At 49.2% G+C, this 14,595-nt stretch carries 11 protein-coding genes; 3 read left to right on the plus strand and 8 right to left on the minus strand.

Annotated features, from left to right (window positions below):
* Positions 1-443: 443 nt before the first annotated feature.
* The 8 genes from BMY60_RS13130 to BMY60_RS13160 form a co-directional block, all read right to left on the minus strand.
* Positions 444-1,397: an FAD:protein FMN transferase gene (locus BMY60_RS13130; protein ID WP_256250841.1), complete on the minus strand. Its 954-nt coding sequence runs from the start codon at positions 1,395-1,397 to the stop codon at positions 444-446.
* 22 nt (positions 1,398-1,419) lie between these two features.
* A complete protein-coding gene (locus BMY60_RS13135) occupies positions 1,420-4,176 on the minus strand; it encodes a DUF3570 domain-containing protein (protein ID WP_090334241.1) in 2,757 nt (918 codons plus the stop codon).
* A gap of 15 nt (positions 4,177-4,191) precedes the next feature.
* On the minus strand, positions 4,192-4,419 hold the full coding sequence (locus tag BMY60_RS13140; protein WP_090334249.1) for a DUF4266 domain-containing protein: 228 nt from the start codon (positions 4,417-4,419) through the stop codon (positions 4,192-4,194).
* Between the two features lie 11 nt (positions 4,420-4,430).
* Complete coding sequence (locus BMY60_RS13145; protein WP_090334242.1) at positions 4,431-4,928, minus strand: TlpA family protein disulfide reductase; 498 nt, start codon at positions 4,926-4,928, stop codon at positions 4,431-4,433.
* A gap of 38 nt (positions 4,929-4,966) precedes the next feature.
* Positions 4,967-5,092 (minus strand): hypothetical protein, encoded by a 126-nt coding sequence (locus BMY60_RS16380; RefSeq protein WP_256250842.1) that lies wholly within the window; start codon positions 5,090-5,092, stop codon positions 4,967-4,969.
* Between the two features lie 104 nt (positions 5,093-5,196).
* Positions 5,197-5,658: a hypothetical protein gene (locus BMY60_RS13150; protein WP_090334251.1), complete on the minus strand. Its 462-nt coding sequence runs from the start codon at positions 5,656-5,658 to the stop codon at positions 5,197-5,199.
* A 235-nt stretch (positions 5,659-5,893) separates the two neighbouring features.
* Positions 5,894-6,637, minus strand: a complete 744-nt coding sequence (locus tag BMY60_RS13155) for a hypothetical protein (protein WP_090334252.1) — start codon at positions 6,635-6,637, stop codon at positions 5,894-5,896.
* Positions 6,638-6,970: 333 nt separating this feature from the next.
* Positions 6,971-7,765, minus strand: coding sequence for a hypothetical protein (locus BMY60_RS13160; protein WP_090334244.1), 795 nt, complete (start codon positions 7,763-7,765; stop codon positions 6,971-6,973).
* 1,059 nt (positions 7,766-8,824) lie between these two features.
* On the opposite strand from BMY60_RS13160, the gene BMY60_RS13165 reads away from it, so the two are divergent.
* From BMY60_RS13165 to hemW, 3 genes are all read left to right on the plus strand, one after another.
* Positions 8,825-10,534 carry a fused MFS/spermidine synthase gene (locus tag BMY60_RS13165; protein ID WP_256250843.1) on the plus strand — a complete coding sequence of 570 codons (1,710 nt, stop codon included), beginning with the start codon at positions 8,825-8,827 and terminating at the stop codon, positions 10,532-10,534.
* A gap of 204 nt (positions 10,535-10,738) precedes the next feature.
* On the plus strand, positions 10,739-13,237 hold the full coding sequence (locus tag BMY60_RS13170; RefSeq protein ID WP_090334245.1) for an ABC transporter permease: 2,499 nt from the start codon (positions 10,739-10,741) through the stop codon (positions 13,235-13,237).
* Between the two features lie 9 nt (positions 13,238-13,246).
* Positions 13,247-14,503, plus strand: a complete 1,257-nt coding sequence (gene hemW, locus BMY60_RS13175) for a radical SAM family heme chaperone HemW (RefSeq protein ID WP_371264218.1) — start codon at positions 13,247-13,249, stop codon at positions 14,501-14,503.
* Positions 14,504-14,595 lie beyond the last annotated feature (92 nt).

The raw sequence follows: 14,595 nt of genomic DNA on the forward strand, positions 1-14,595 counted from the left end.
TCCCGAGTACTCTGATCCATCTCCTGAACCGCTATCTCCACTGCTTTTACAAGCTTGCTTTGCTCAAATTCGATTTCACCCATTGGGTGACTCCTGTCTTTAGTCCGAAAACCTTGACACTACTACGTTTGAGCTAATTTTTGTAGATCTAACTGAGGAAAATAGGTTAAACCGTCTAACACAAGAAGCACTACAAAAAGGCGCGTTCACCGAGGAACTGAACCGGGCCCGCACACAAAAAATTGCAACATTTACGCATTTTCTTGACCTGCCTATCCTGTTTTTGATTGTCACACTTGGCGCGCTCAAGCCGGACAGCTGGTTGCCGCTGATGTACGGCTCAATACTTGCGGTCGTCATTGCGGCTATTGGATGTTGCTGATTACCCGTTCATATGGGTAGAGTACTTGGGGGTGCCGTCATGCGTTATGTGAGTAGCAGGATTATCCCGCGTCAAGCAATGTTCCGCCCGTGCCGCCTTCGGTATCAATCCATAAATGCGGCAGGCCCAGGTCGTTCAGCCAATCCGGCCCGTGCGTTTCCTTGAGCATACCGATTGTCGATGCACTGCCTGCGACGACACAAAATTCTCCCACTACACTGACCGCCGCCATATGCCGTACGGGCCAGCCCGTTTTGGGATTCAGCACATGTCCGTAACGTTGGCCGTGGACAGTAATGCACCGTTCGTAATCGCCGCTGCTCGCGACTGCGCCCGCCTGCAGTAATAATGTTATCAATGCGGCATCAGGATGGCGCGGATGCCGGATAGCGATCCGCCAGGGACTGCCATCCGGATGGGAACCGATAATTTTAATATCCCCGCCCAGATTTACGATACCATGCCGAACCCCGGCATCGAAACACAGCGCGGCAGCCCGGTCAACGGCATACTCCTTAACTACGCCGCCAAAATCGATTTCCATACCGGGCACATGAAACGACAGTACAGGCCGATTCCACTTCAATTGATGCCAGCCGATTTTTTCTTTGATCTGGTCGATCGCCGCATGGCTTGGAAGCTCACCCGACTTAAAGTTCCAAACCCTGCGTAAAATTCCGGAGGTAATATCAAACAGGCCATCGCTTTGTTGATAGCAGGTTGCTGCATAATCCAGCAGACCGGCTGTCTCCCCGTCCACAGTTATACTGCCGGCAGCCGCAGCAATACGGTTGATTTCCGACAAAAAACTATCGGTACGGTAGCGGGAATAAAGCGCTTCCAGCCGGTTTACATCTGCTATGGCAATATCGGCTGCAGCACGCCCTTTTTGCCTGGTTTCAGCGTATAACTGGACCGAACAGGGCGACCCCATGGCTTTAAAGTCAAATCGATAATATTTCAAACGCGCCATGCCTGTTGAAACTAAATCAATGTCAATTATAGGACCCGGCATTATAACAACCGTAGATTACGATTCAGAACCGGTAGCTCCATGACGCCGTCAACGCGCCTTTACGGTCCAGCTGAAATCCATTGACGTCGGTATGAACCGGCTGCAGCCACTCAAAGCCAAAATGGTGGCCTGCAAACCGCCCATCGGGTATCACCGCATTCACACCGAATCCGACATTCCAGAACTGACCGCCGTAATTTTTCGGAAAATCCATCGGGCCGATACGCGCGTTGAACGAATTAAAATCACCGTGTATCCGGTCTTGCAGCGTGTAAACCCCACGAACCGAAGCAGTCAACCACCGCGTCAGGCCGTATCCACCCCAGGATGTCGCCTGAAACTGATCGCCCAGACGGTAGCCGGATTCGTTGCGGTTTTCCATGCGTTTCACGCCACTGACCTGCGCGCCCCATGACCAGCGATTATAATCGCCCGTATAGGTTAAACTGGGTACAAAGTCCCATGTGCCACTGCCGAGCTGCATGCCGAAATGTACCGATCCGCCGTCAATTTTAAACACACGCCGAAACTGCAAATCGGATTTTCCGGTCGGCGCGCTGATCCCGAGACCGGCATGCAATCGATGACCGGTTTTTTCATAAAGCTTGAACAGAGAGACGATCAATGTATCGCCAATCACCCCGGTTGCATGTCCGCCGAAATGCTTATGTTCTTCCGCAGGCGCAGGAAGTCTACCGTCGAGTTCGCGAAGATTCATCTCCATATCCATGAAACGGGGCATCAGCATCAGATTCAGCCAGCGAGTCGGCGCGTACATGATATCGAGCATATGCATGCGCATATCCATATCGGCCGGCCTGAAAGTGCACAAATTTTCAGTGCCGCAGCCCTGGTTGACGATGGCCGGATCGCTGACTGCACTGGTACCATGCAGCATACTTCCGGCCATACGGCTGTACATAAAACGGTATCCCAGCATGAATTCACCGGCATCATCCAGCATATGTGCAAACATGAGCCCGGCCGGTTGTGAATGATGATGCATATTCGCTGACGTACTGTTTTTACCGGAATGCGCATGCTGATGCGTATGGCCGCTCGAACCGGACAGGCGCATGTTTTCAAGGTTAAGTATTAGCGCGGCATTGGCAACATAATAATCAAAATCCGCAAAGCTGTTGCCGCCGTCGCTGCCGAGTTTCAGCGAGCTGGCGCGCGTGTAGTATTCGAATCCCGCCTCCAGCGTAATACCTCTGGCAAACTGTTTTCGCAGGGTAACGCCGCCGCTCAACGCGCCAAAACCCGCCAGACGGTGATCGCTGGAGAAATCATCCGGCAGTTTACCGGCATCAAAGGGGATCGTTTTAGGCTGTACATCGGATACGTTGACTATATTGCCTTCACTGTCCAGTAGATTAAAGTTTTCATCCCTGACATACTCAATTTCAGGATTATTACTGTCCACCCAGACTTCCCGGCCCAAGTTATCCACTGCCTGCGTTGAAAAATTTTGTTGGGTAATCAGATATGGCTGATAAAAATCGGCTGCATCCTGTGAGTAATACCGTATTCGCGGTGTTAAAGTCCAGCCGCCTGGCAGCGGCTGGATCCAGTTCGCACTGAACGTATTGGTGTTAATCCCCCAGTCGTCGGTTGAAAACCGGTAGTTCAAATGCAGCGCTGCATCCAGCGGATTAACATGCTGAATATATTTGGTGCTGAACGCCCACTGGCTGCGCTGATTTGGTCGCTGCTCCAGCAGGGCGCGCACATCGCCAAGAACAGGTGTTGTCAGGCCATTGTTCAGCACATCCGGGTCTACAAAAATGGTTGTTACCGCTTTATACGGATTTTCCAGATAACCATTGCCGTAGGTATAACCCAGATTGGCGTCAATCAGCGCGTATTTGGTAAGCACTTGCGTTAAACCCAGATTCGCCGCCCAATCCTGCCGCTCGGCACGCAGAATTTCGGCACCGTCTTCGCGCCGCTCAATCTGGCTGTCGAATGCTGTTTTGGTCAGATAAGGCGCTGCATCATGATCGAGAATGGCGCTGATGCTGCTGCTGGTATAACCGACACCAAATTTGACACTGGTCAGTTTCTGATTGAAATCCAGCCGCCCACCCAGACTGCCGAAGCTGGAACGGTAATCCCTTTCCAGCGAAAAGCCGGCGCCGGCATTGATTTCGGCCTCATCCCATTCGTAGCTCAATCTGAAATTAGCCTGGTTCCGCGTCTCGGGTGACGCGGACGAGAGCACTAATACGGAGCGGAGATCCTGTTCTCCCGTATCACTCCGGATAAAATTTAAATCACGGTCCAGAAACACATTATCCGGATTGAGAAGTGGTGACGCGCCTGAAACAGCCACACCTTCAGGCGTATTCTTCAAAATGGGACTATAAGGATTGGCCGCCAGTGGTGTCGTGGTAATCGGCGTCGCACCGGACCAGATGTCCTGCGTATACCCAAATGAAAATTTGGCCCGGTCTGTCAATGTAAACAAACCGCTGCCGTGCAGGACATCCGCGCGTATCGGATTTTGACTGTTTGGCAAGCCAAACAGGTTGCGCTTGCCTTCCTGATACCGGCTGAATTGAAAATTGATATGGTCGCCATCGGCAGCCTGCACGGTTGGCAGCAACAGACCCGGCAGTACAACCGCAGCAGAGGTCAGTGCCTGTAGCGTTTTACTGGAACCGGATATCGTTACCGAAATTTTTTGCTGCTGCCTGGCCGCGACTGTTTTGTTCGCGAAAATCGATGAGACTGTACGACACGAGCCAGTCTTTGGCTTATTTTTCGTTTTGGTCATTTAAACCGGAAAGACTCAATAGCACCCGCAGCCTCCACCCGTTCCGGAGGAATGAGTGCTGGCAGCAGCTTCCCGACTTGAATAATTATGCAATAGAATATGGTTCTGTAATGGATACGGATCAATCGCCATTTGAGGTTTTGCCAGATGGCCGCGTTCCCATACGGGAACATGCGCACAGCCGGATATCGCTGTGCCCAGCAGAACAATAAATAAAATTACAAATAACCGTTTCAGTTTCATGTTAAGTGTCATCAGGGTTGATGATGCAAAAGCTGCTCCACGACCATGCGTAGTTTGTCCGTCTCGCCCGGGCGAAAACCGCGATGAATATAACGCACCACACCTTCGCGGTCGATCAGATAGGACGATGGCATCGCAATCACATCGAAATCCTTTGCACACTGTTTGGTCGGATCGGCTGCAATAGCGAACTGCGCGTCATGCTTGTTTAAAAACGCATTGGCATCCGCTGTTTTTTCATCCAGATTCACACCAATGATCCGTAGCCCCTGTTCGCCAAATTCCCGATGCAATTGATTCAGGAACGGAAAAGACTGAACGCACGGCGGGCACCAGGAAGCCCAAAAATCCAGATAAATGACCTCGCCTTTCAATGCCTGCAGGCTTTTCACAGGCTGGCCATCGAGCGTTGTAAGCGCACACGCGGGCGACGGCTTGTTCACCAGTTGCACAGCTGCCGCTGTTGTTGCGGCAATGGCAAAACAAAACAGCCATGCAACACGCTGCATTATTGTTATGTAAACAAATTTTTTATGCCTTTTCTTCATCACTCACGTCTCTCTGTTGGTGAACCAAGGAGTCGTTCATAACTAACTGTAACACCTGGATCGCATCTAGCGGGCACACTGCGGCGTTGTTCGCCGCCACCATAGCTTGTTGTGCTATGACTCATCCTCCCGCCTTGCATTGCATCCCGCCAGACGGCCCAATTGTCACACTTATTTATTCGCGGCTCCTAACCACGCGACAGCTTACCAGCCATTTCCATTTACGATATCAATTAAACTGCGATACCGATATTTCGGTTCCGGTATGGATGCCATCGACTGTACTGCAATGCCACTCAACGTCAACCGAGCGCGCGCCTGCATCCGTTTTGTTAACAATCATAAAATATACGCCGGGACCGCCATGCAACGTTACAAACGGGCTGTAATCGGCATCGCCGGAAACGGTATCGGTAATACTCACCGCTTTATTGCCTTTAAAAAGCTGCATGTTGACCAGCAATCCGGGCACTTGCGGAGAGTTATCCCGTACACGGGCAATCAGGTTTTCCGCCGGTCCGTTGCCATCATCGAAACAGGTAACCAGTACCACGGCGGTGAATGTTCTGGATATGCCTGCAGCATCCATTGTGGCACCACCGCCATGCGCGCTGCTGCCTGCTGCGTAACCCAGTAAATATACGGTAATAAAAAAACTGATTGAAAATTTCGATAATAATCGGTTTCGCATAACATACTCCATTTCTGTCGCCGCTGTATTCATTCAGCCTGATCGATATATTCGATCTGTTCAGCGGCATATTCTCATAGCCATAACAGATTATCCGCATCAGCCGTACGAATAGCAATGCGACAAAATGTCGCACCTGTGATATCTTCTTGAATATATAAAAAATCCTGCAGACCGCAAATGGCTGCAGGATTTTTTATCCTGGATATTGGATCGATTCGGATACCCTACAAGTTTATGGCTGCGGCCACACTTGCTGCCCGTTAATTCGGATCGGCATATCCCGATCTAGCTGGGCGGCCGAAGGTCTGATTTCAACGGCCACTCCTTCACCGCAGTTCTCAGGCAACGGATTGCTTGCAACATCACGGCTTATAGTAAAGGATGCCGGTCCGTCATCTGTCTCACTTACACGGTCATAGGATGAACCGATATTATTATGTGTCCAGAGATCAACAACACCCTCTCCGAATCCATCCACACCAGTCAGTTCACAAATATTGGCGATTGACACACTGACTTTAACACTTTGCGCACAAGATGTCGGTTCAATTCTGGCTGCGGTAAGTCTCATAGGTATCAGCGCATTTAAATGGTTCGGCACACCGGCTCCGCCTCCAGCCCAGAAACCAACGACGTTTCCATTAGAGTCAGTTATTTCATCTGAAGCTTCGAATACCGATCGGTCAAAAAGCAACTGAGCGTTGTTTCCATAGTTAGTCAAAAAATCGGTCACTGGGCCTGTGTGTGGTGCGCCATCCACAAGAATTGTTGAGTCTAAACCATTCGGAAAAACTACGGACGTCCCTAAAACGCGTTTATCTTCACCGCAAGCATGTCCGATTACAACATAATTGATGCTGCGCGTTCCTTCTGTGGCGGCCGGCACATTCAAACGGGTATGTGCAAACGTATTTTGCGCCGCCCCCGCTATCATCACACCTGCAACAGCGCCGGCAAATATTGATAGTTTATACATTTTCTTACCCTTTTCATCATTTATCAAAATATATTCACCATGTACAGCACAGGCCATTTCACACCACCTAAGCCGGATTATCCGTCTATACTGCTGCCAGCGTTATGAATACACCTGTCTGTTTGTTTGTGTACACGTACTTAAAGTATCAGGGTTTATGCCGCCAGGTGCAATGCGACAAATTGTCGCACGTGGCACGAAGGAAAAAGGAAAAAGAAACAGTCGCCGGATCAAGCCGGCAACTGTCACAAGGAGTGAGACTGCTTTAGTAAAATGAGCGGAGCCAAGACGTTAGCTGCCGTGCATCGACAAGCGCGTTACTGATGGATATGATCAGCCTTCGCCAGGCCATACCTGTGCTCCATCAATTTTAACCGGCATATCGCGCTCCATCTGTTGTGCTGAAGGTATGATTCTGACATCAAGGCCGCCGCCGCAGTTTTCCGGCAACGGGTTGTTATCGGGGTCACGCTCGACGGTATATGTCGCAGGATAGCTCCATGACGGCGCGTCATACGACGAACCCACATCCGGTGCGGTCCAGAAATCGACGTTTGGATTGTCCGGATCCTGGCTGTTGATTTCAGACATCGGCGTAATTTTGCAGATATTGGCTATCGCGGGCACAAACACCACCTTTCTGGCGCAGGATTCGGGCTGAATTGCAACCGAAGTAATCTTGAAAGGAAGTTGCCCGATCCAATTGTGCGCAGGCAGCTCACCGCCGCCCGCCCAGAATCCCAGAGGATTACCCAGCGAATCGCTGATAAATTCAGTATGCTCAAAAACATCGCGGCTTTTGATGATGCGGACAAATGGCGGATTGACAATGTAATTCAGTGCATTTTCACCTTCGGGCGATTCAAATGTTTCAAAATTGTTCATTGATGTCTGCACTGTGGCACTGTTGGTATCCGGCAGAAAAAAAACATTACCGATAACCGGATTATCACCGCAGCCATGCGGAATATTGACAGCCGTTGTTGTCGTGCCGTGTGCCGCCGAACTTTCCGGTGAAACCGGTTCGGTCAAGCGGGTATGCGCAAAAGCGGACTGGCTCGACGCTAGCAACAAGGCGGTAGCGGCAATTGATACCGTTAACAGGTTTTTATTCTTCAGATTAATCATGTTATTTTTTCTCTCCCTCTCAAAAAAGGCGATTGATAATTGATTGAAACAACCCAGTCATTGAAACCTGGTATACATTTATATCCAATAATGGATTTGCACATCAGGTGACCTTGTATACAGATTTTGTGTGTAACGTGCAAAAACACCGGCACACGGTAATTTTTCTGCATACTTTTTTAGTTTTATATAGGGCACCTAAAAAAGCAATGCGACAAATTGCCGCACTTAAGCTACTGTTTGATCGCATTAGTTCAATATATACTTTTAAAAGAATATTCCATTACAAAACATATTCGCGGCTCCTTAGACAAAAAAATTTGTGCGGCAGGTCTGGGGTGGAAGCGATGAAAACAGGCATAAAATTACCGGATTTGATCCCACTAACGGTTAAGAGGGCTATCCAAACAAGTTAAATAAGACCACCAGTAATCTTATGCTCTGTCTTACAACGCTTCCATGGAGGATGAGTACAATAAAACAGCAATACATCAAGATCAGCTATGCCACTCGATAACCAGACCGGCAATGTCATCAACTGACTGATTATCGTTTGTCGTCCCTGATCTTTTTTTACTATTACCGAAAATAACCCGTTTATCAATGTGACATTTTGCCGCACCCCGTCATCAGTGAATTTTCTTATAATAAAACAGAAGGTTTTGTCACGACGCACTGCGCACCGGCAATGAATGCAGCCATTGTCAAATAATCCGCTTTGTGAAAAGCGCTGAAAAACCGGCTAAACCTATCGCCTATCTCGTTACCGAAATCAAATTGGAGCACAATTGGAATACACAGGGGACTAAGCAGTTTTAAAAGTCCGGGAGGCTGGTAACGGCAATTTGTTTCAGTTGCACGCTAATATCACTACAACTGAGGCAAAATACCGTTACCAACACGTCAATGGAGGAAAAGATACGAAAATACATATCATCATGTTTCTCTCGAAACAAACATTCAGCGCCTAGCCAATCATCAGGGAGCCAGAACAAATACAGCTGATTACAGCTAAACACTGAATGATTGGTACTATCCCGTAAAAGATTCAAAGAATCAATGCGGCATAATGCCGCACGTGACAGATTGTCACAGCTGAATAACGCATGCGACATTTTGTCGCATTCTCAGCGTTCAGATCAAATGATATTATTGAAGGGTTTTGAAGGCGTCCTGAGAGTCTTGCTTGCGCGCACCGCACGCAACTATCCAATCTACATGAGCACACATTTTTTAAACCTGCTTAACCGCACCTGGCTGTATTGCACTGTATTCATAACCGGCGCGGCGGTCATGGTCATTGAATTGCTCGGCACACGCCTGATCGCGCCATTTTATGGCGCAAGCCTTTACGTCTGGACATCAGTTATTTCAGTCACCCTGATCGCCTTGGCATGCGGCTATTTTGTCGGCGGGCGCTGGGCCGACCGGTCTATACGCTTCGGTCTGGCAACCATTATCGCGCTTTCCGGTTTTTTGACATTAGTGGTGCCCTGGCTGACAGCGCCTGTTCTGCTAATGACAGATCCGCTGGAGCTGCGCATGGGAACGTTTGCCAGCACCTTGATTTTATTTACGCCGAGCCTGTTTATGCTGGGCATGGTCGGTCCGTTTGCTGTAAAACTTGTCACTTCTAATCTGGATGACGTCGGCACCAGCACCGGTTCAATTTACGCGGCGAGTACCGTGGGCAGTGTTATTGGCACACTTTTTCTGGGTTTTTACCTGTTTCCGCAGGTCGGCTCGCGCGAAATATTTATCGGCCTGGGCCTGGGATTGCTGGCACTGGCATTCTGTGTGGCATATTTTGAGCGCAACCGTGTAAAACTGGCTGTTTCGTTATCGACAGTAACGGCATTGTTCACGGCAAGCGTGATTCTATTGCCATTCATTGCCGATTCCGGCAAACAGAATACGGATGACCAGCATTTTCAAACACGGTTTGAACGTGAAAGCCTGTATGGTTGGGTTCGTGTAGTAGACAATTCTGCAGAGAATTACCGCTTGTTGATGATGGATGCTTCAGCCATCGGTGCGGCCAGTATCAGTCACGGTGAAAATATTTTGATGTACCAGGAAATCGTCACCCACCTGCCCAAGCTCGCACCCGGTATGCAGCGTGCTCTATTGATCGGGCAGGGTGCGGGTCATATGGCAATGACGCTCAAACAGTATGGCATTGAAACCGATACGCTCGAAATCGATCCGGTTGTATCCGAAGCGGCACGTACCTATTTTGACTTCCAACCGACAGGTAAAACAATTATCGGCGATGCACGGTATGAAGTCCGCAAACTGAAAGGTCCATACGATCTGGTGATCATGGATGTTTTCACAGGCGGTTCAGAGCCGGTCCACTTGCTGACAACCGAGTCCATGTTTCAATTGCAGTCTCTGCTTTCCGACAATGGAGTTGTTGCATTGAATTTCGTGGCCTTTTATGAAGATGGACGCAATGCCGCACTGGCCTCGGTTGCTAAAACGCTCGCCCATGTCTTTCCACACCAGATTGCATTAATCTCCGAACCTGGCAGGGAATTTAATGATTTTGTTTTTATCGCGTCCAACCAGTTCATCGATATTGATGCAGCCCATTTAAATTCATTGCAGCGCAACTGGTTTAAACAACGCCTGGTCACGCCGGACCAGACACAGGGTTTTGTTCTAACGGATAATCTGAACCCGCTTGAGTCACTGCAAGCCAGAAAAGCTGAGCATTATCGCTTGATGATGGCCGATTTTTTCGGATTAAATCAGTTCATTCGCTAAGGAGTCGTTCATAAATAACTGTAACGATTTCATACCCATTCTTGCCAGATTGGTCTGAAGATGGCGTACAATCAAGGGTTCGCAGGAAGTCATACCGCACCGGAACGCTAAAACGATGCGTACCGGCAAAGTTTCTGAAACCAAACCGGTTTGCGCGAATCAAAATTTGGTGACTAGTACAGACTATTTTTTACCTGGTTAAATATGCAATATCTCAGATTATCCATGCTCATGCTGCGACGCGACTGGCGTGCAGGTGAACTTTATGTGCTGATGCTCGCACTCATTATTGCTGTCAGCGGCATGACAACTGTTGCATTTTTTGCTGACCGTGTTGACAAAACATTATCGCAGGAAAGCAATCAATTGTTAGGCGCCGATCTGCTGATTATTTCCACGCGTCCGCTGTCTGAAAGCTACGCAGAAGAAGCGCAGCGCCGCGGTCTGGATATCGTCAAAGTCACGCAGTTTCCGAGCATGGTGTCAAACGGAGACGCCAGTCAACTTGTACAGGTAAAGGCTGTCACCGATGGTTATCCTTTGCGCGGGAAACTATATCTTGCAGGCTCATCCGCTGAACCGGAAAACCGTGCCGCGACCCAAATTCCGGAGCAAGGAACGCTTTGGGTCGATGAAAAAATGCTGGCTTACATGGATCTCAGACGAGGCGAGCAGCTTGAGATCGGTGCTGTCCAGCTGACAACAGCGGCGCTCATTATGCGCGAACCTGATCATTTAGTGGGTTTCATTCATATGGCACCGCGCGTGATGATCAATGCAGCGGACTTGCCTGCGACCGGGTTGATTCAGGAAGGCAGCCGCGCGACTTATCAGCTTTTAATAGCCGGCGAGTTTTCAGCTGTCGAAGCGTACCGCAGCTGGGCCGAAAAGCAGATCAAAGCAGTTGAAAGAATCGAAGGTATCCGCGATGCAAGACCGGAAATCAAATCGGCGCTTGAACGCGCAGAAAAATTTTTAAATCTCGCAGCCTTAGTCAGCGTTGTTTTGGCGGCTGCGGCGATCGCACTGGCTGTGCGCCGGTTTACCCAGCGTCACCTCGATGGCTGCGCCATTATGCGTAGTATGGGTGCAAGCCAGCGCGGCCTGTTCATTCTTTACTTATGCTATTTTATTGCGCTGGGTGTAATCGCCAGCCTGATCGGTTGTCTGATCGGCTATACGGCGCAGGAAGTACTGAGCGCATGGCTCTCCGACCTTGCCGATACGACAATGCCGTTGCCGGGTCATTTACCTGCCGTACATGGATTCCTGGTCTGCATGGTCTTGCTGTTGGGGTTTGCGCTGCCACCGATACTCAATTTACGCAGCGTTCCGGCGCTGCGTGTTCTGCGCAGAGACATCGGTCTGCCTAACACACACAGTGTTACAGGCTACCTGCTGGGACTGGCGACGTTATCGCTGCTGTTTTTATGGAAAGCCGGCGATCTGAAACTTGGTTTATTTACCATCGCCGGATTTGTTATTGCCGTTGCCGTCTTTGGCTTGGCTGGCCTGGTGCTGGTCAAAGCATTATCCGGCTTGCGCAGCCAGACAGGCAGTGCCTGGCGTTATGGTCTTGCCAATATCCGTCGGCGTGCCATTTCAAGCATAGTTCAGGCTGTATCGCTTGGACTGGGTTTCATGGCTTTACTGGTATTGACCTTAGTGCAGGATGATCTGATTAAAAACTGGCACACGACGCTTCCGCCTGAAGCACCCAATCATTTTCTGGTCAATATCCAACCCGACCAGCTGCCATTGCTGGAAGATTTTTTCAATCGGCATGCTATCGACACGCCGCCTGTTTTTCCAATGGCACGCGGACGTCTGGTTGAAATTAACAATAAAAAAGTGACACCCGAAGATTATAACGATCCACATGCAGCCAATCATGTCAGGCGCGATTTTAATTTATCCTGGGCCGCTGAGTTGCCACAGGATAATCTGCTCGTTCAAGGCGATTGGTGGGATTCGGACACCACCCTTACAGAGCCGGTATTATCGCTGGAAGAAGGCATTGCCAGAACACTGCGGGTCAAACCTGGCGACCGGTTAACCTTTGATATTGCCGGCAGCACTTTTTCAGCCGTAATTACCAATCTTCGCAGCGTTGAATGGGATTCTTTCCGCGTTAATTTCTTTGTCATTGCGCCACCCGGTTTTCTTGATAATTATCCGGTAAATTACATCAGCAGTTTTTATGTTCCACCTTCAGAAACTAAAACGATGCATGAACTGGTTAAAATATTTCCGAACATTCTGGTCATTGACGTAGCCGCCGTCGTAAAGCAGGTTCAGGAAATGATACAGCAGGTATCCCGCGCGATTGAATTTGTCTTCCTGTTTACCTTGCTGGCCGGTTTTATCGTATTGTACGCTGCAATTGCCTCCACCCAGGATGAACGTATTCGTGAGGCGGCGATATTTCGTACACTGGGCGCAAAACGCGAGCAATTAACGCGCGCCTGGGCGGCTGAATTTGCCATCCTGGGAGGTCTGGCCGGTTTGTTTGCGTCTGCGGGCGCGAGTTTACTCGGTTACGTCATTGGCAATCATGTTTTCCATCTCGTCTATTCATTTAACCTCTGGATCTGGGTCACCGGTATTTTCATCGGCACAACGGGGGTATTGATTGCTGGCATGATCGGCACCCGCGCCACGTTAACAACACCCCCTCTGCTCACATTACGCAAAATCGGATAACTCAGATTTGTGACAACCATTTTTTCGCACCTGCCGATACCGGACAGTCAATCACCAAAACTCAATACGTTGCCACCATTGAGCTTATATATTCATATTCCGTGGTGTCTGAGAAAATGTCCATACTGCGACTTCAACTCGCACGCAATCCGGAATGATGCCGATATTCAGGAAAAAGCCTACGTTTCCGCACTGATTCACGACCTTGAGTCAACGCTGCCACGTGTCTGGGGACGCCGTCTAACCAGCGTATTTTTTGGCGGGGGCACGCCAAGTTTATTCAGTGCTGAATCAATCGACACACTGCTGACTGCAATCAAAACACTGCTCCCGCTGGAACCAGGAGCCGAAGTTACGCTGGAGGCCAATCCCGGCACCTTCGAAGCGGAAAAATTTGCAGATTACCAGGCTGCAGGGATTAACCGACTGTCCATCGGTATACAAAGTTTCAATTCTATTCATCTACAAGCACTTGGACGTATTCATGACGCACAGGATGCGATGAAGGCTATCGAAATTGCGCAGAAAAATTTCGACAATATCAATCTGGATTTAATGTATGCGCTGCCTGGCCAGCGTGTAAACGACGCTGGCAGTGATATCAAAGCAGCCTGCGCCTTTAACGTTCAACACATTTCCGTTTATCACCTGACCCTGGAACCCAATACACTTTTTTACCGTTATCCACCGGTTCTGCCCGATGACGAGCAGTCTGCCGCTATGCAGGATGTCATTGAGCGAACTTTAGCTGACCATCATTATCTTCATTACGAAATTTCAGCTTTTTCCCGGCGCGGCCGGGTTTCACAACATAATATGAATTACTGGCTTTTTGGCGATTATCTGGGTATCGGCGCTGGAGCGCACAGTAAAATCAGTTTTGAAACAAACATCGTCCGGCAAATGCGTTTTAAGCAACCCAAAGAATATTTAGAAAAAGCGGCGCTCGCCGGCGCAAGATCGGAAGCTACGGTTCAAATGCAACATACCCTGTCAAACAGCGATAGATATTTCGAATTCATGATGAATGCATTGCGCCTGATCGGCGGATTTGAAAACGCTTTATTCCAGGAACGGACGGGTCTGCCGATCACCGTTATCCTCCGCCAATTAAACGAGGCTGAACAGCGGGGACTGGTCACCCGTGACCATATGCATATCACGCCAACGCAAATGGGAAGGAATTTCTTAAACGATTTGCTACACATCTTCTTACCGGAAAGCCGGAGTTTTTTGACGGATGCTAAGGAGAGTACGAGTAAGTAGTCGGCCCTGAAAAAGGATATTTTGAAAATTCTTCTTCGCAAAAATATTTGCCAGAAATTTTTTATCCTGTCTGTACATTTTTTTCAGAAATT

The organism is Nitrosomonas sp. Nm51, assembly GCF_900111165.1.
Classification (GTDB): domain Bacteria; phylum Pseudomonadota; class Gammaproteobacteria; order Burkholderiales; family Nitrosomonadaceae; genus Nitrosomonas.